Source organism: Micromonospora sp. H61, from assembly GCF_018070325.1.
Lineage (GTDB): Bacteria > Actinomycetota > Actinomycetes > Mycobacteriales > Micromonosporaceae > Micromonospora > Micromonospora salmantinae.
Genome location: NZ_JAGPXY010000002.1, coordinates 149,198 through 166,413 on the forward strand (window position 1 = coordinate 149,198; position 17,216 = coordinate 166,413).

Annotated in this window: 14 protein-coding genes; 11 read left to right on the top strand and 3 right to left on the bottom strand. The window is 71.3% G+C overall.

Annotated elements, in window-relative coordinates; translation table 11 throughout:
* Nucleotides 1-11: 11 nt before the first annotated feature.
* The gene (locus tag KBX08_RS02195) at nt 12-1,697 is read left to right on the top strand and encodes a hypothetical protein (protein ID WP_210780821.1); all 1,686 of its coding nucleotides are present in this window, start codon (nt 12-14) and stop codon (nt 1,695-1,697) included.
* A gap of 18 nt (nt 1,698-1,715) precedes the next feature.
* Here KBX08_RS02195 and KBX08_RS02200 read toward each other — a convergent pair whose 3' ends face one another.
* On the bottom strand, nt 1,716-2,903 hold the full coding sequence (locus tag KBX08_RS02200) for an NADH-quinone oxidoreductase subunit D (protein ID WP_181539454.1): 1,188 nt from the start codon (nt 2,901-2,903) through the stop codon (nt 1,716-1,718).
* Complete coding sequence (locus KBX08_RS02205) at nt 2,900-4,066, bottom strand: SAM-dependent methyltransferase (protein ID WP_247668718.1); 1,167 nt, start codon at nt 4,064-4,066, stop codon at nt 2,900-2,902. The genes KBX08_RS02200 and KBX08_RS02205 overlap by 4 nt, the downstream gene beginning before the upstream one ends.
* A 265-nt stretch (nt 4,067-4,331) precedes the next feature.
* Between KBX08_RS02205 and KBX08_RS02210 the strand changes: the two genes are divergently transcribed.
* From KBX08_RS02210 to KBX08_RS02240, 7 genes are all read left to right on the top strand, one after another.
* Entirely contained in the window at nt 4,332-5,306 is a 975-nt protein-coding gene (locus KBX08_RS02210; protein ID WP_210780822.1) for a Rossmann-like and DUF2520 domain-containing protein, read from the top strand.
* Nucleotides 5,303-6,151: a pantoate--beta-alanine ligase gene (gene panC, locus KBX08_RS02215; protein WP_210780823.1), complete on the top strand. Its 849-nt coding sequence runs from the start codon at nt 5,303-5,305 to the stop codon at nt 6,149-6,151. Before KBX08_RS02210 ends, panC begins: the two co-directional genes overlap by 4 nt.
* 44 nt (nt 6,152-6,195) lie before the next feature.
* Nucleotides 6,196-6,624, top strand: coding sequence for an aspartate 1-decarboxylase (gene panD / locus KBX08_RS02220; RefSeq protein ID WP_210780824.1), 429 nt, complete (start codon nt 6,196-6,198; stop codon nt 6,622-6,624).
* A gap of 96 nt (nt 6,625-6,720) precedes the next feature.
* On the top strand, nt 6,721-7,617 hold the full coding sequence (locus tag KBX08_RS02225) for a septum formation family protein (RefSeq protein WP_210780825.1): 897 nt from the start codon (nt 6,721-6,723) through the stop codon (nt 7,615-7,617).
* A gap of 108 nt (nt 7,618-7,725) precedes the next feature.
* Nucleotides 7,726-9,423 carry an L-aspartate oxidase gene (locus KBX08_RS02230; protein WP_210780826.1) on the top strand — a complete coding sequence of 566 codons (1,698 nt, stop codon included), beginning with the start codon at nt 7,726-7,728 and terminating at the stop codon, nt 9,421-9,423.
* Nucleotides 9,420-10,316 carry a carboxylating nicotinate-nucleotide diphosphorylase gene (nadC, locus tag KBX08_RS02235; RefSeq protein WP_210780827.1) on the top strand — a complete coding sequence of 299 codons (897 nt, stop codon included), beginning with the start codon at nt 9,420-9,422 and terminating at the stop codon, nt 10,314-10,316. Before KBX08_RS02230 ends, nadC begins: the two co-directional genes overlap by 4 nt.
* 17 nt (nt 10,317-10,333) lie before the next feature.
* Nucleotides 10,334-11,092: a type III pantothenate kinase gene (locus KBX08_RS02240; protein WP_091403191.1), complete on the top strand. Its 759-nt coding sequence runs from the start codon at nt 10,334-10,336 to the stop codon at nt 11,090-11,092.
* Nucleotides 11,093-11,127: 35 nt separating this feature from the next.
* On the opposite strand, the gene KBX08_RS02245 is transcribed toward KBX08_RS02240, so the two are convergent.
* Nucleotides 11,128-11,868 (bottom strand): class I SAM-dependent methyltransferase, encoded by a 741-nt coding sequence (locus tag KBX08_RS02245; RefSeq protein WP_210780828.1) that lies wholly within the window; start codon nt 11,866-11,868, stop codon nt 11,128-11,130.
* An 88-nt stretch (nt 11,869-11,956) separates the two neighbouring features.
* Between KBX08_RS02245 and lysS the strand changes: the two genes are divergently transcribed.
* The 3 genes from lysS (at nt 11,957) to KBX08_RS02260 (ending at nt 16,980) form a co-directional block, all read left to right on the top strand.
* Nucleotides 11,957-13,465, top strand: a complete 1,509-nt coding sequence (lysS, locus tag KBX08_RS02250) for a lysine--tRNA ligase (protein ID WP_210780829.1) — start codon at nt 11,957-11,959, stop codon at nt 13,463-13,465.
* Nucleotides 13,466-13,577: 112 nt separating this feature from the next.
* Nucleotides 13,578-13,922, top strand: coding sequence for an Lsr2 family protein (locus tag KBX08_RS02255; protein WP_036392792.1), 345 nt, complete (start codon nt 13,578-13,580; stop codon nt 13,920-13,922).
* A gap of 514 nt (nt 13,923-14,436) precedes the next feature.
* A complete protein-coding gene (locus KBX08_RS02260; RefSeq protein ID WP_203125971.1) occupies nt 14,437-16,980 on the top strand; it encodes an ATP-dependent Clp protease ATP-binding subunit in 2,544 nt (847 codons plus the stop codon).
* Nucleotides 16,981-17,216 lie beyond the last annotated feature (236 nt).

Sequence of the window (17,216 nt, forward strand, 5' to 3'; positions counted from 1 at the left end):
GCTGCACATCCATGCCAGCCCCGGCCACCTCTGACGCCCGGCGTCAACCACTGCTGCTGACCATGCTCTTCTGGGCGGGCGTCGCGCTCGCGCCGGTGGCGGCGCTGATCCTGCTGGTGGCCGACGGCAATGGCCCGCTGCGTTTCGCCGCGGTGCTCGCCATCCTCGCGGTGGTGCTGATCGGCCTCTCCATCGCGTTGCGGCCCGACGGCGAGGGCGCCTCGGCGCGGACCGACGAATTGCTGGACGAGATCGAGGAACTGCGTCGGGAGCTGCGCGGCGAGATCGTGGCCGCCGCCCAGCGCGGTAACCAGGCCCTCGACCAGGCGCAACGGGCCCACGAGGGGATCGCCGCGGTGCGCCGCCGTCTCGACGCCAGCGGTGCCGCCCTCGCCGGTGCCGCCCCCACTGTCGAGCCGGCGGGCGCCGGACGGGCGCGGGTGGCTGCCGTCGAGCCGCCGGTGGACGACACGCCGGTGGCCCGTAACCGTGGCGACGCGCCGGCCGGCCGAGCCCGGGTGTCCGGCCCCGACGACGCGCCCCGGTGGGGGCGCCCCGAGCACGCGGACGACGACGAGCCGGCGTACGCCCGGGAGGCCCCCGAGCCGCCGGCCGCCGCCGGGATGTACGGCGGGGAACGGCCGGCCGCCACCGCGTACGGCTCGGCCCGTCCCCGGGAGCACGACCGCCCCGAGGCCGCGCACCGGCCGGGTGGCGTGGTCCGACACACCGAGACCGTGCACGTCACCACCCGGCACACGGTGGTGGACGGTGGCCCGGCCGAGCCGGCCGGGCGCTACGGCGGCGGGTACGCCGGTCAGTGGACCGCACCCGCGCAGGAGTGGACCCGCGGCGACGCCGATCAGCCCCCGCGGCCGTCCGGCCGGGCGAGGAGCGAGCCGGAGCAGCACCCCAGGGCCGGGTACGGCGACGAGCCGGGCTGGACGGGCCGCCGCGACGAACCGGAGTGGACCGATCGGCGTGACGCCTACGCCCAGCCCGACGAGCCCGCCCCGGCGGCCCGGTCACACCGCACCCCGGAGAGACCGGCGGCGGAATCCTGGGACAGCCCTGACGACCGGGGCTGGTCGGAGCAGCGCGACCGGACGGGGGCCGCCGCACCGCAGCCCGGGCCGCCGCTGCGGGCCGACGACACCGGCGAGTACTGGTCGCAGTTGCGGGCCGGTGACCGGTGGGCCGCCGTCCGCGACGTCGAGAACGGTCGCGAGTTGCGGGTCGGCGAACGTCGGGCCGAGGTGCACGCCGACGCCACCGGCACCGAGTACCGGGTGGCCGACCGCTGGGCCGCCGTCCGTCACGAGGAGCCGCGCCGTGACGAGGACGCCGCCCGCTACGAGGAACCGCGCCGTCACGAGGAACCGCGCCGTCACGAGGAACCGCGCCGCCACGAGGACGCCGGCCGCTACGAGGAGCCGCGCCGCCACGAGGCCGCCGGCCGGTATGAAGAACCCCGCCGCCACGACGGTGGTCGACGGGTCGAGCCGGGAAGGCCCGCGCTGCCGGTGGGCGGTGTGCCGGTGCCGGACGAGTGGCGCCCACCGCGCCAACGCGGCCACCAGGCGGAACCCGCGCCGGAACGGACCGGCCGGCGGCGGGTCGACGAGCGCTACGGCTACCCGCCGCAGGACGACGTGCCGCGTGCCGGCGGCGCGCCACCCACCGACCGCTGGCGGTGACCGGTCAGGCGGCTCGGGTCACTTGTCGATGTCGCCGACCACGAAGAACATCGAACCGAGGATCGCGATCAGATCCGGGACCAGGCAGCCGGGGAGCAGGGTGGCCAACGCCTGCACGTTCGCGTACGAGGCGGTGCGCAGCTTTAACCGCCACGGCGTCTTCTCGCCCCGCGACACCAGGTAGTAGCCGTTGATGCCGAGCGGGTTCTCCGTCCAGGCGTACGTGTGCCCCTCCGGCGCCTTGAGCACCTTCGGCAGCCGGGTGTTGATCGGCCCGGTCAGCCGGTCCACCCGGTCGAGGCACTGCTCGGCGAGGTCCAGTGACGCGTACACCTGGTCGAGCAGCACCTCGAAACGGGCGTGGCAGTCGCCGGCGGTCTTGGTGACCACCGGCACGTCCAGCTCGTCGTAGGCCAGGTAGGGGTCGTCGCGGCGCAGGTCCAGGTCGAGCCCGGACGCGCGGGCCACCGGGCCGGACGCGCCGAACGCGGCGGCGTCCGCGGCGGACAGCACACCCACGCCGACGGTACGGGCCAGGAAGATCTCGTTACGCCGGATCAGGTGGTCCAGGTCGGGCAACCGGCGGCGTACCTCGCCGATCGCCGCGCGGGCCCGTCCGGTCCACCCGTACGGCACCTCTTCCTTGAGGCCACCCACCCGGTTGAACATGTAGTGGATCCGACCGCCGGAGACCTCCTCCATCACCGCCTGGATGGTCTCGCGTTCCCGGAAGGCGTAGAAGATCGGCGTGATCGCCCCGATCTCCAACGGGTACGAGCCGAGGAACATCAGGTGGTTCAGCACCCGGTTCAGCTCCGCGAGGGCCATCCGCAGCCAGGTGGCCCGCTCCGGCACCTCCATGCCCATCAGGCGTTCCACAGCGAGCACCACACCCAGCTCGTTGGAGAACGCCGAGAGCCAGTCGTGCCGGTTGGCCAGCACGATGATCTGCCGGTAGTCACGCACCTCGAAGAGCTTCTCCGCGCCCCGGTGCATGTAACCGACAATCGGTTCACAGGCGACCACGCGCTCGCCGTCGAGCACCAGCTTCAACCGCAGCACACCATGGGTGGAGGGGTGCTGCGGGCCGATGTTCAGCACCATGTCGGTGCCGAGCTGCTGATCACCGGTGCCGGCGATCAGCCCGGCCCCGGTGCCGACGGTCAGTTCACGGAGGTCCCCGGCGTCGGTGGTCATGCCCGTCATCGTGCCACGGCCGGCCCGAGCGGGATGCCGACCGGCTGGCGCAACCACCAGTGCCCGCCGAGCCCGGCCGGGTCGGTCAGTTCGGCCACCGCCGACGCGGCGGCCAGCGCCCGCACGTAGCCGACCGGGTCGGTGCCGGCCAGGCTGAGCGGTGGTCGCCCGCCGTCGGCCCCGAGCGCCCGCAGCGCCTCCCGCTGCAAGACCAGGGAGTACGCGCACCGGGCGACCGCCGCACCAGCGGAGGCCACCGAATCCATTGCCACGTGCGCGGTGACATCACTCGACCCGTCGGGAACCGGAGGCACCTGCCGTCCACCCCGGTACCCGGTCAACGTCCCGTTCACCGGCCTGCTCTCCCGCAGGTGCCCGTAGTCGACTGCCACTGCCAGCCCTCGGCTGATCTTCCTCACCGCGTCGGCCCAAGCTTCGTCCCTGGTCCGGCCGATCTCGGCTCGTCTGTGGTTGCTGTGGGGGGTTTCGGGGCCGGGCCACCAGGTGGTGAGCCAGTCGAGATCATCGGGGCTGACCAGCTCGCCAACTGATTCGGCACCGCTCTTGGAATCGACGAGCAGGTATCGCCAGCCGTCCTCGGTGTGTGCTGCGACGTCCAGCGGGACGTTGTCCAACCATTCGGTGGCGAGTAGCACTCCGGTGATCCTGTCGGGGATCTCGGCTGTCCAGTTGATCTCCTCGGGCAGGTTCTCGGGGCGGTCCGCGTACTCGACGGCTGTGAAGCGCACGCGGTCCGCGAGTGGCGGGCGGGCGGCGACCGACGACGGCTCGTCGGGCGACCGACGGACGGAGGCCGTGGGAGTCAGGGTTTCCGGGGAGCCCGCCCGCGCAGGGATCAAGCCTGACCGCCCGGAGCGGGTGGGCTCCCCGGAAACCCCCACCGCAACCCCGACGGCGGGTGCGGAAGCGACGAGCCCCAGCAGGCTTTGCAGCAGTTCCCCACGCCCAGCGCCCACGTCGACCACGTCAAGTCGCGAGGGGTGGCCGAGGGCGGCGTCCACCTCAGTGACGAGGCGCAGCAGGGCGGTGGCGAAGGCCGGGGACGCGTGCACGCTGGTGCGGAAGTGGTCGGCCGGCCCGGTGTCGGCGACGAAGAAGCCGCCCGGCCCGTAGAGGGCCCGGCTCATCGCGTCTCGCCAGGCGATCGACATCAGGTCACTCCAGGTCCAGGGTGCGGCATGCGGTGATCAGGTGATGAAAAGTAGGTCAGAAACGATCCGGGTGCCTATTTTTCATCACTTGATCAAGCTGGTCGCGGGAACGCGCTGGTGGGGGCGCTTCTGCGGTGGTCGGGGACGGTGGCGGAGGGCACTTCCGGGGGTGGTGAAGGTTTTCACACATGCTTGTCCGGGTTCGGTAGGCCGGGCGCATACTTGCGATCGACCGGTACCCCTTCTCGAGGACTGGATCGTCGTCATGAGCGCACCGTTGCGCCCGCGTCCGGCCGGCCCAACCGGGCCCGTCGTCTCGTGGGATAGCGCCGTTCCCGGCGCCCGCGCCACCTCCCGTCTGCTCACCGTCGGTGTCGTTGGCGCCGGTCGGGTTGGCGCCGTGCTGGGCGCCGCGCTCGCCGCCGCCGGGCACCGGGTGGTTGCCGTCTCCGGCAGCTCCGGAGCCAGCCGCGCCCGCCTCGCCCTGCTGTTGCCCGAGGTGCCTCGCCGCCCGGTCACCGCCGTGGCCCACGCCGCCGCCGACCTGCTGCTGATCGCGGTGCCGGACGACAAACTGGCCGGTGTGGTGACCGACCTCGCGGAGCGGGATGCGCTGCACCCGGGCCAGATCGTCGCGCACACCTCGGGAGCGCACGGCCTGACCGTGCTGGGGCCGGCCGTCGCGGCCGGCGCCCGGCCGCTCGCCCTGCACCCCGCGATGACCTTCACCGGTACGCCGGACGACCTGGCCCGGCTGGACGGCATCTCGTACGGGGTGACCGCCCCGGCGGAGTTGCGTCCGCTGGCTGCCCGGCTGGTCGCCGACCTCGGTGGCGTGCCCGAGTGGGTGGCCGAGGCGGATCGTCCGCTCTACCACGCCGCGTTGGCTCACGGCGCGAACCACCTGGTGACTCTGGTCAACGAGGCGACCGACCGGTTGCGGGACGCCGGGGTGTCCCGGCCGGAGAAGGTGCTCGCCCCGCTGCTGCGGACCGCCCTGGAGAACGCGCTGCGGCTCGGCGACGACGCGTTGACCGGCCCGGTCTCCCGCGGCGACGCGGGCACCGTGCAGCGGCACCTGGCCCGGTTGACGGCCACCGCACCGGAGTCCGTTCCCGCGTACCTGGCGTTGGCCCGTCGTACCGCCGACCGGGCGATCGCCGCCGGCCGGCTGCGGCCGGTGGACGCACAGTCGCTGCTCGGCGTGTTGGCCGACAGCGGTCGGGAGGTGGCGGCATGACCCAGGTGGTGCACACGCGCGCCGAGTTGGCCGAGGCCCGGGCCGGGCTGAAGGGCACCGTCGGGGTGGTGATGACCATGGGCGCGCTGCACTCCGGGCACGAGACGTTGCTGCGCGCGGCCCGGGAACAGGCCGACCACGTGCTGGTTACGGTCTTCGTGAACCCGTTGCAGTTCGGGCCGAACGAGGACTTCGACCGCTACCCGCGCACCCTCGACGCCGACCTGGAGGTGTGCCGGCGGGCGGGCGCCGATCTGGTCTTCGCCCCGTCGGTGGCGGACATGTACCCGGACGGTCAGCCCCGCGTACGCCTCGATCCGGGCCCGCTCGGCGCCGAGCTGGAGGGGGCCAGCCGCCCCGGCTTCTTCCACGGCGTGCTCACTGTGGTGCTGAAGCTGCTCCAGCTCACCCGGCCGGACCTGGCATTCTTCGGCGAGAAGGACTACCAGCAGCTCACCCTGGTCCGGCGGATGACCCGCGACCTGGACGTGCCGGTCGAGGTGGTCGGCGTGCCGACCGTTCGGGAGCCGGACGGGCTGGCGCTCTCCAGCCGCAACCGTTACCTGAGCGAGCCGGAGCGGGCCGCCGCGCTGAGTCTGTCCGCCGCGCTGCGGGCCGGCGCGCAAGCCGCCGACGACGGCCTGGACGCGGGGGCGGTGCTGACCGCCGCGCACGCCGCGTTCGGCGCCGGTACGCCCGGTGCCCGCCTCGACTACCTGGTGCTCACCGATCCCGAGTTGGAACCGGGGCCGGTGACCGGGCCGGCCCGGCTGGTGATCGCCGCCTGGGTGGGCGCCACCCGGTTGATCGACAACGCGGCGATCCGCCTTGCCCCGCGTCCCTGACCCGGCCGTACCACCCTCCACCGATACCGCGAAAGGCCACTCCGATGTTGCGGACCATGCTCAAGTCGAAGATCCACCGAGCCACTGTGACCCAGGCCGACCTGCACTACGTCGGTTCGGTGACTGTGGACGAGGATCTGCTCGACGCCGCCGACCTGCTCCCCGGCGAGCAGGTGGCGATCGTGGACATCACCAATGGCGCCCGGCTGGAGACGTACGTGATCCCGGGCGAGCGGGGCAGCGGCGTGATCGGCATCAACGGTGCCGCCGCGCACCTGGTGCACCCCGGCGACCTGGTCATCCTGATCTCGTACGGGCAGATGGACGATGCCGAGGCCCGGTCCTACCGGCCACGGGTCGTGCACGTCGACGCCGACAACCGCGTGATCGAGTTGGGTACCGATCCGGCTGCGGCGGCGCCTGGCACGGCCGGTAGCCCGGTGCCCAGCCCGTTGGCCGTGTCCGGAGTCTGATCCCGCGTACCGCGATTCCGGTCTGTCACCAGAAGGTCATTTCCGGTTACCCTGGGCACGCTGGCGGAAGCCGGTCGGTGGCTGGGGGAGGCCGCGATGCGCCGTGCCATGACGACCCTGTTCGCCGCTGCCGTGACGGCAGTGCTGCTGGTGGGCTGTGCCGGGTCCGGCGGCCTGGACGGTGATCTGACCGACGACTGGGCGGCGTTGCCGGCACCGTCGGCGTTCACCCCGGCCGCCGGTGTGTGTCACACCGCCGACTTCACCGATCTGGTCAGCCTGGCCAGCTATGAGCCGGTGGACTGCGCCGGGCCGCACCGCCTGGAGACCGTGCACGTCGGGGCGTTCCCGGCCGAGCGGACGGCCGCTCCGGCGGGTGGTTCGGTCGAGTTGCGGGGTGCGTTCGCCGAGTGCGACACCCGGGCGACCGGCTACGTGGGTGACGACTGGCGGTCCGGCCGGCTGCGGCTGTCAGTGGCGCTGCCCAACGGGCCGGGGTGGGCGGCGGGTTCCCGGTGGTTCCGCTGCGACCTCACAGAGCTGACCACTGTCGAGGCGGCAGCCACGGTGGTGGTCCGGTCGGGCAGTCTGCGGGACGCGTTGAAGGGCCCCACCGGGCTGCGCCTCGGTTGCCAGCAGACCCGCGGTGGCGCCGGCCGGGGTGTGCAGACGCTGACCCCGGTGGAGTGCGGCACACAGCACGACGCCGAGTTCGTCGGGGTGTGGCGCGCACCGGACCTGGCGTACCCGACCCGGGACGCCGACTGGCTGCCGCTCTACACGGGTTGTCGTAGCGTCCTGGCCCGGTACGCGGGCGTACCGGACGACACCAAGCTGCGCTTCCGCAGCGGTGTGGTGGTCCGCCCGCCGGGGGCGGGGCGCTGGAAGGTCGGTGATCGCGGCGTCCGCTGCTACCTGTGGCTCAGCGACCGTACGGTTGCCGCCTCGCTGAAGGGCGCGGGCCCGGCTGGTCTGCCGGTCCGGACGAAGTGACCACGGCCTGACGGTCGGCGCGGCGTGGCGCGCGCCGGACGGGGTCGCCCAAAACACTCGTCCCGCCCCCGCAGCCCCGGGCGAGGATGGTTCGGGTTGACTGGGGGGATGGACCTCCCGACCGTCGACCTGCCTGCCCTACCCGCGCTGCTGGCCGCGCCCGCGCCCGGCTGGGTGGAGACCACCGACGTGATCGTGGTGGGTTCCGGCGTGGCCGGGTTGACCGCAGCGCTGCACCTGCGTGAGGCCGGTCTGCACGTCACTGTGGTCACCAAGGTCAACATTGACGACGGCTCGACCCGGTGGGCGCAGGGCGGCATCGCCGCCGTGCTCGACCCGGCCGACACCCCGGCGGCGCATGCCCGGGACACCGAGGTCGCCGGGGTCGGGCTGTGCGACCCGGCGGCGGTCCGGGTGCTGGTCGAGGAGGGTCCGACCCGGCTCCGTGAGCTGATGCGGATCGGCGCCGAGTTCGATCGGCACCCGGACGGCTCGCTGATGCTGACCCGTGAGGGCGGGCACCGGGCGGACCGGATCGTGCACGCCGGCGGCGACGCCACCGGCGCGGAGGTGCAGCGGGCCCTGCACGCCGCTGTGCAGCGCGACCCGTGGATCCGGCTGGTCGAGCACGCCCTCGTGCTGGATCTCCTGCGCGCGCCCGGCGACGGTCCGGACGGGCTCGGCCCGGCCTGCGGGATCACCCTGCACGTGTTGGGTGAGGGCAGCGAGGACGGCGTCGGCGCGCTGCTGGCCCGTGCCGTGGTGCTCGCCACCGGCGGCATGGGGCAGATCTTCTCGGCCACCACCAACCCGGCGGTCTCCACCGGGGACGGGGTGGCGCTGGCGCTGCGGGCCGGCGCGGCCGTGACCGACGTGGAGTTCGTCCAGTTCCACCCGACTGCCCTGATCACCCCGTCCGGCGCGGGGGTGCCCGGGGCGGGGCACGCGCAGCAGCCGCTGGTCTCGGAGGCGTTGCGCGGCGAGGGCGCGTACCTGGTGGACGCGGACGGCAAGAGGTTCATGGTGGGCCAGCACGAGTTGGCTGAGCTGGCACCCCGGGACGTGGTGGCCAAGGGCATCCACCGGGTGCTGCTGGCCACCGGCGCGGACCACGTCTTCCTCGACGCGCGGCACCTGGGCGGCGACTTCCTGGCCGGCCGGTTCCCCACCATCGTGGCGTCCTGCCTGGCGATCGGCGTGGACCCGGCGACCGATCTGATCCCGGTGGCGCCGGCCGCCCACTACGCCTCCGGCGGGGTCCGCACCGATCTGCGCGGCCGTACCTCCATTCCCGGCCTGTACGCCTGCGGCGAGGTCGCCTGCACCGGCGTGCACGGCGCGAACCGGCTGGCCAGCAACTCGCTGCTGGAGGGTCTGGTCTTCTCCCGGCGGATCGCCGAGGACATCGCGGCCGGCCTGCCCGAGCAGGCCCAGCCGGCGGGGACCGGTGCCTGGCGTGGCGGGACGGGCTGGGTGCTGCCCGCGGAGGTGACACCGACCCTGCAACGGGCGATGACCCGGGGGGCCGGGGTGCTCCGATCCGCGGCGACGCTGGCCGGAACGGCCGGGACGTTGACCGAGCTGGGCGTTGCCCGGGGCCGGCCGAGGACCGCCGACTGGGAGGCGACGAACCTGCTCACCGTGGCGTCGACGCTGGTTGCCGCCGCGTACGCCCGTGGTGAGACCCGGGGCTGCCACTGGCGGGAGGACTTCCCGACGGCCGACGAACGGTGGCTGGGCCATCTGGTCGGGGCGGTCGGGGCGCAGGGCCGGGTGACGCAACAGTGGGAGGGGACATCGTCATGACGGAGTCGACGGAGACGGCGTTGCGGGCGGCCGGGTTGGATCCGGCGCACGTACGGCAGGTGATCGAGGGCGCGCTGGTCGAGGATCTGGGCCCGGATTTCCTGGACGTCACGAGCGTGGCCACCATTCCGGCGGAACAGACCGACACCGCCGACCTGGTGGCCCGCGCGGACGGGGTGTTGGCCGGGATGGCGGTGGCCGCCGCCGTGTTCGAGCTGGTGGGCGAGGTGACTGGCTTCGGTCGTACCGTCGAGGTGTCGGTGCTGGCCCACGACGGTGAGCGGGTGGCCCGCGGCGACGTGCTGGCGACGGTGACCGGCCCGACCCGGCTGCTGTTGACGGCCGAGCGGACGGCACTCAACCTGCTCTGCCGGATGTCCGGGGTGGCCACCCACACCCGCGCGTGGGCGGACGCGCTGGCCGGCTCGAAGGCGATGGTGCTGGACACCCGCAAGACGACGCCGGGCCTGCGGGCGCTGGAGAAGTACGCGGTGCGGGCCGGCGGTGGCACCAACAAGCGGATGGGCCTCTACGACGTGGCCATGATCAAGGACAACCACAAGCTGGCGGCCGGGGGGATCACTGCTGCCTACCGGCGGGTCCGGGAGGCGTTCCCGGAGGTGCCGGTGCAGGTCGAGGTGACCACCGTCGACGAGGCGGTGGAGGCGGTGGAGGCCGGTGCGGACTTCCTGCTCTGCGACAACATGACGCCGGAGGTGCTGGCCGGGGCGGTGGCCGCGGTGGGTGACCGGGCGGAGTTGGAGGCGACCGGCGGGCTGACCCTGGAGGTGGCCGGCCGGTACGCGGCCACCGGCGTGGACTTCCTCTCGGTGGGCGCGCTGACGCACTCGTCGCCGATCCTGGACATCGCGCTGGACCTGCGCACCGACTAGTTGTCTAGGCTGCGTGCGTGCTGCTCTGCATCGACATCGGAAACACCAACACCGTGCTGGCGACCTTCGACGGCGACAAGCTGGTGCACTCCTGGCGGATCAAGACCGATGCCCGCTCGACGGCGGACGAGCTGGGCCTGATGTTCCGGGGTCTGCTCGCCGGGGACAACGTCGAGATCACCGGTGTGGCCGCCTGCTCCACGGTGCCGGCCGCGCTGCGGTCGCTGCGCACCATGCTCAGTCGTTACTACGCCGACCTGCCGAGCGTCGTGGTCGAGCCGGGCGTGCGGACCGGGGTGCAGTTGGCGATCGACAACCCGAAGGAGGTCGGCGCCGACCGGGTGGTGAACACCCTGGCCGCGTACACCCTCTACGGCGGCCCGTCGATCGTGGTGGACTTCGGCACCACCACCAACTTCGACGTGATCAGCGAGCGCGGTGAGTTCCTCGGCGGCGCGTTCGCCCCGGGCATCGAGATCTCCTTCGACGCGCTGGCCGCCCGGGCCGCGCAGCTGCGCAAGGTCGAGGCCACCAAGCCCCGCTCGGTGATCGGCAAGAACACGGTGGAGTGCCTCCAGGCCGGCCTGTACTTCGGCTTCGCCGGGCAGGTGGACCGGATCGTCGAGCGGATGACCGAGGAGTTGGGCGAGGTGCGGGCGGTGATCGCCACCGGCGGCCTCGCCTCCCTGGTGATCAACGAGTGTCGCAGCATCACCCACCACGAGCCGATGATCACGCTGATCGGTCTGCGGATGGTCTACGACCGCAACCTGTGACCCCGGCCGCCGTCGGGGCGGCCTTCGTGCGGGCGTCAGTGCCGTCGGGCGCGCAGCACCAGCGTCCGGTACGGCAGTTCGATGGTGTCTCGGCCAGCCAGGGCAGGGTGGGTGTTCAGGAGTGCTGTCAGTTCGCGCTCGACCCGCCGCTGATCGTCGGTGGAGGCGGTGAGCCAGTACGAGCGGGTGCGGACCATGCCGAGCACCTCGTCCGGCGTGAGCGTGGTGCGGTGCGTGAACTCGCGCTTCTCGACGGCGTCGAACGCGGGGCCGAAGTCGGGGCGCTCGCCGAAGACCTGGCTGGTCGACTTGTCCCCGAAGTGGGCGATGCGACCCAGCTCGGTCACCCAGTCGACGCTGCCGTCCCGGATGTTCCAGATGGGGGCGAAGGTGCCGCCGGGGCGGAGCACCCGGGCGATCTCGGCGTGCGCGGGCTCCCGGTCGAACCAGTGGTACGCCGTCCCGACCAGCACCGTGTCCACCGCCGAGTCGGGCAGCGGCATGGCCTCGGCGCTGCCCGCCAGGGCCGTCGTGCCCGGGGTGCTGGCGGCGAGCTGCGCCCGCATCCCCGGATCGGGCTCGACCGGTACGACAGTGTGACCCAGTGCCAGCACAGCGCGGGTCAGGATGCCGGTGCCCGCCGCGAGGTCGACCACCCGGGCTTCGCTCAGCCCGTCGAGTGCCCAACGGACCGCAGCCTCGGGATAACGTGGCCGAAACCGGTCGTAATCACTCGCGGCGGCACCGAACGACAGGGCGTGAGTGTGATCGGCCATGACGGGCAGGTTATCCCGTAACGACCTCCGGACCGCTTGAGTACGCTCGGGCCTGACCCCCTGTATCTCCGTGACGAGGAAGCGTGCCGTGACCGAGCAGAACCCCGTGCCAGTGGACCCCGCCGATGACCTTCCCGAGCAGATGAAGGTCCGCCGGGAGAAGCGGGACCGGATGCTCGCCGAGGGCGTCGAGCCCTACCCGGTCGGCTTTCCCCGCACCACCACCCTGGCGCAGGTCCGGGCGGCCTACGCCGACCTGCCGACCGACACCGCGACCGGCGACCAGGTAGCGGTCACCGGCCGGGTGATCTTCGTACGCAACACGGGCAAGCTCTGCTTCGCCACCCTCCGGGACGGTGACGGCACCGAGTTGCAGGCGATGCTCTCCCTGGACCGGGTCGGGCCGGAGCGGCTGGAGGCGTGGAAGCGCCTCGTCGACCTCGGCGACCACGTCGGCGTGACCGGTGAGGTGATCACCAGCCGCCGGGGTGAGCTGTCGGTGTTGGCCCAGCAGTGGGAGATGACCGCCAAGGCGCTACGGCCATTGCCGGTGGCCCACAAGCCCCTCTCCGAGGAGGCACGCGTCCGGCAGCGTTACGTCGACCTGATTGTCCGGCCGCAGGCACGGGAGATGGTGCGCACCCGGGCCGCCGCGGTACGCAGTCTGCGCGATTCACTGCACGGGCAGGGCTTCATCGAGGTGGAAACGCCGATGTTGCAACTGCTGCATGGCGGCGCGGCGGCCCGACCGTTCGTGACCCACAGCAATGCGTTGAACACCGATCTGTATCTGCGAATCGCTCCGGAACTGTTTCTCAAGCGCGCTGTGGTCGGCGGCGTCGACCGCGTCTTCGAGATCAACCGCAACTTCCGTAATGAGGGTGTCGACTCTTCGCACTCGCCGGAGTTCGCGATGCTGGAGACGTACCAGGCGTACGGCGACTACGACACGATGGCCGAGATGACCCGCAATCTCGTGCAACAGGCGGCGATCGCGGTGAGCGGCTCGACGGTGGTGACCCACGCCGACGGGCGCGAGTTCGACCTGGGCGGCGAGTGGCGGTCCGTGACGTTGTTCGGTGTGCTTTCCGAGGCGCTGGGCGAAGAGGTCACCGTCCGCACCGAACGCTCCCGCCTGGTGGAGTACGCGGACAAGGTGGGATTGGCCGTGGACCCGAAGTGGGGCCCGGGCAAGCTGGCCGAGGAGTTGTTCGAGGAACTGGTCGTTCCCGGCCTGCAGGCGCCCACCTTCGTACGGGACTACCCGGAGGAGACGAGCCCGCTCACCCGGGCGCACCGCAGCGAGCCGGGGCTGGCCGAGAAGTGGGACCTCTACGTGCTCGGCTTCGAGCTGGGCACCGCGTACTCCGAGCTTGTCGACCCGATCGTGCAGCGGGAACGGCTGGTCGCCCAGGCGCAGTTGGCCGCCCGTGGCGACGACGAGGCGATGCGTCTCGACGAGGACTTTCTTCGGGCGATGGAGTATGGAATGCCGCCGGCCGGCGGTATGGGAATGGGAATCGACCGGCTCTTGATGGCCCTGACCGGCCTCGGAATTCGGGAAACGATCCTCTTCCCGTTGGTCCGCCAGGAGTAGTCCCGTCCGGGCGTACGCCGAGCCGTAACCGGGTCCTATTGACGCGACGAGCGGCGCGCGGGTTATTGTGCTCTCGTTAGCAGGAGCACCCTGCTCGAAAGGAATGTGGGACGTGGCCAAGCAGATCATTCACAAGCTGGTCGATGACCTGGACGGCGGGGACGCGGACGAGACCGTCAAGTTCGCCCTCGACGGCGTTCAGTACGAGATCGACCTGTCGAGCGCCAACGCCGCGAAATTGCGCGATGCATTTGCGTCGTACGTGGGCGCCGGCACCAAGGTTGGCCGGGGCGGTGTCGTGATCGGTGGGCGGGCTGCCCGCGGTCGGGGTGGCGCGACAGCCGATCGGGAACAGAACAAGGCGATCCGGGAGTGGGCCAAGAAGGCCGGCAAGGACATCTCGGACCGGGGTCGTATCCCGCAGGAGATCGTGGACGAGTTCCACGCGAAGCGCTGATCCGTCAGCAGCCTGGTGGTCAGCCGCCACCGCAGGCGACACCGACGCCGGGCCGGAGGAGTTCTCCGGGCCGGCGTCGCCATATCCGGGTGGCGTCGCCGTGCCCGTTCATGGCCGGGAAGCATTCCGGGCCGACCGACGTTGTCCACAACCAGTGGAACAGCTATCCACAGCCTGTGGACAACCTTCCCCAGGGGCCGGGCGCGGCACTCGTCGCGACCGCCGGTCCGCCCTCCGGGGCTTCCCGGAGCGCTCCCGGACCCCGGATCGGGCTTCCGTCGAGCCAGTCGGATTTCGCTCTGCGCGTAGCGACAGGGCTACCGGAACACCTCCTGAGCGCGGACGGTTGTTCAAAACGACGTGGAACCGACCCAGAGCAGAGACACACGACCTCAGCTGAGTCGGTCAACGACGATAGAGTAAGGAGGCACGGACGCCCGTCCTGGACGTTCGTGCACCGGCCCCGCCAAGATCTTGACCATCAAGGCGCACGGCACGTGAGGAGCACGAGGGCATGTTCGAGCGGTTCACCGACCGAGCGCGACGGGTTGTCGTCCTGGCCCAAGAAGAGGCCCGGATGCTCAACCACAACTACATCGGTACGGAACACATCCTGCTGGGCCTGATCCACGAAGGTGAAGGCGTCGCGGCAAAGGCCCTGGAGAGCCTCGGCATCTCCCTGGAGGGCGTCCGCCAGCAGGTCGAGGAGATCATCGGCCAGGGCCAGCAGGCGCCGAGCGGGCACATCCCGTTCACGCCGCGGGCCAAGAAGGTGCTGGAGCTGTCGCTGCGCGAGGCGCTGCAGCTCGGCCACAACTACATCGGCACGGAGCACATCCTGCTCGGGCTGATCCGTGAGGGCGAGGGCGTCGCCGCCCAGGTGCTGGTCAAGCTCGGCGCCGACCTCAACCGGGTCCGCCAGCAGGTGATCCAGCTGCTCTCCGGCTACCAGGGCAAGGAGCCTGCCGCGGCGGGCGCCGCGCCGGGTGAGGCCGCGCCGTCGACCAGCCTGGTGCTGGACCAGTTCGGCCGCAACCTGACTCAGGCCGCCCGCGAGGGCAAGCTCGACCCGGTCATCGGGCGCGAGAAGGAAATCGAGCGGGTCATGCAGGTGCTCTCCCGCCGTACCAAGAACAACCCGGTCCTGATCGGTGAGCCCGGCGTCGGCAAGACCGCCGTGGTGGAGGGCCTGTCCCAGAAGATCATCAAGGGCGAGGTGCCCGAGACCCTCAAGGACAAGCAGCTCTACACGCTCGACCTGGGCGCGCTCGTCGCCGGTTCCCGCTACCGCGGCGACTTCGAGGAGCGCCTCAAGAAGGTGCTCAAGGAGATCCGCACCCGCGGCGACATCATCCTGTTCATCGACGAGATCCACACCCTGGTGGGTGCGGGTGCCGCCGAGGGCGCGATCGACGCCGCGAGCATCCTCAAGCCGATGCTGGCCCGTGGTGAGCTGCAGACCATCGGTGCCACCACGCTCGACGAGTACCGCAAGCACCTGGAGAAGGACGCCGCTCTCGAGCGCCGCTTCCAGCCGATCCAGGTGGGTGAGCCGTCGCTGGCCCACACCATCGAGATCCTCAAGGGCCTGCGGGACCGCTACGAGGCTCACCACCGCGTCTCGATCACGGATGCCGCTCTCGTGGCTGCCGCGACCCTGGCCGACCGGTACATCTCCGACCGCTTCCTCCCGGACAAGGCGATCGACCTGATCGACGAGGCCGGTGCCCGGATGCGGATCCGTCGGATGACCGCGCCGCCAGACCTGCGTGACTTCGACGAGCGCATCGCCCAGGTGCGTCGCGACAAGGAGTCCGCGATCGACGCGCAGGACTTCGAGCGCGCCGCCCAGCTGCGCGACAAGGAGAAGCAGCTCCTCGGCCAGAAGGCTCAGCGGGAGAAGGAGTGGAAGGCCGGTGACCTGGACGTCGTCAGCGAGGTTGACGACGAGCAGATCGCCGAGGTGCTCGGCAACTGGACCGGCATCCCGGTCTACAAGCTGACCGAGGAGGAGACCTCGCGCCTGCTGCGCATGGAGGACGAGCTGCACAAGCGCGTCATCGGCCAGGAGGACGCGGTCAAGGCGGTCTCGAAGGCGATCCGGCGTACCCGGGCCGGCCTGAAGGACCCGAAGCGCCCGTCGGGCTCGTTCATCTTCGCCGGGCCGTCCGGTGTCGGTAAGACCGAGCTGTCCAAGGCGCTCGCCGAGTTCCTCTTCGGCAGCGAGGACTCCCTCATCCAGCTGGACATGTCCGAGTTCCACGACCGTTACACGGTCTCCCGGCTCGTGGGTGCCCCTCCCGGCTACGTCGGCTACGACGAGGGCGGGCAGCTGACCGAGAAGGTGCGGCGGCGGCCGTTCTCGGTGGTCCTCTTCGACGAGATCGAGAAGGCCCACCCGGACGTGTTCAACACGCTCCTGCAGATCCTCGAAGACGGTCGGCTCACCGACGGTCAGGGTCGGATCGTGGACTTCAAGAACACGGTCATCATCCTGACCACCAACCTGGGCACCCGTGACGTCGCCAAGGCGGTGTCGCTGGGCTTCCAGCAGTCGGAGGACTCCGAGTCCAACTATGACCGGATGAAGCAGAAGGTCAACGACGAGCTCAAGCAGCACTTCCGGCCTGAGTTCCTCAACCGGATCGACGACACCATCGTCTTCCACCAGCTGCGCCAGACCGAGATCCTCTCGATCGTGGACATCATGATCCAGCGGATCGAGGGCCAGCTGCGGAACAAGGACATGGGTCTGGAGCTGACCGACAACGCCAAGAAGTACCTGGCCGCGAAGGGCTTCGATCCGGTGCTCGGTGCCCGTCCGCTTCGTCGCACGATCCAGCGCGACATCGAGGACAACCTCTCCGAGCGGATCCTGTTCAACGAGCTGACCCCGGGTCAGATCGTCGTGGTGGACTGCGAGGGCGACCCGGACGACATCGACAAGTCCAAGCTCGTCTTCCGGGGCTCGGACAAGCCGGTCGAAGTTCCGGACGCCGTCCCGGCCGATCTCGGTGGCACTGCCGCTGGCACCGCCGCCGCAGGCGTGGACGAGTAACACAACCAGCAAGGGGCGGGGCCCCGGTGGCGCAAGCCACCGGGGCCCCGCCTTGTTGCGTCCCTCTCACATCACCCCGCCGCCGCCGCCCGCGCTCGCCCGCCCACTCGCAAGATCGCGCAACATCCTGGTTGTAGTGGCATCCGGCGCGGCCGACACCACTACATCCAGGATCGAGCACGATCTTGAGGTGGAAGGCGCCGATTGCCGGCCCACGGGGCCGGCGCGCAGGATGC